Source organism: Marinomonas sp. TI.3.20, from assembly GCF_038155025.1.
Classification (GTDB): Bacteria; Pseudomonadota; Gammaproteobacteria; order Pseudomonadales; family Marinomonadaceae; genus Marinomonas; species Marinomonas flavescens.
Genome location: NZ_JBAKAS010000136.1, coordinates 1 through 255, shown reverse-complemented (window position 1 = coordinate 255; position 255 = coordinate 1). Strand labels below are relative to the sequence as shown.

General features: G+C 49.0%; 1 protein-coding gene. It reads right to left on the bottom strand.

Features of this window, described 5'->3' with window-relative positions:
- A partial coding sequence (locus V6259_RS19900; protein WP_341586003.1) for a TRAP transporter large permease subunit occupies positions 1–255 on the bottom strand: 255 nt, incomplete at both ends.

The following is a 255-nucleotide window of genomic DNA, read 5'->3' as shown; positions in this document are numbered from 1 at the left end:
CAAAGATAACCATAGGAATCGATGGTGGAATGATAATACCTAATCCACCTGCAGAGGCCACAACCGCAGATGCGTACCCTTTATCATAACCTCGGTTAGCCATAGCAGGAATCATTAACATCCCTACCGCTGCCGTTGTCGCTGGACCCGAACCAGAGATAGCACCAAAAAACATACAAGCCAGTACTGCTGCTGCCGATATACCACCTGTTACTGGGCCGGCAAAACTTTCCGCTAAGTTTACAAGCCGCTTGG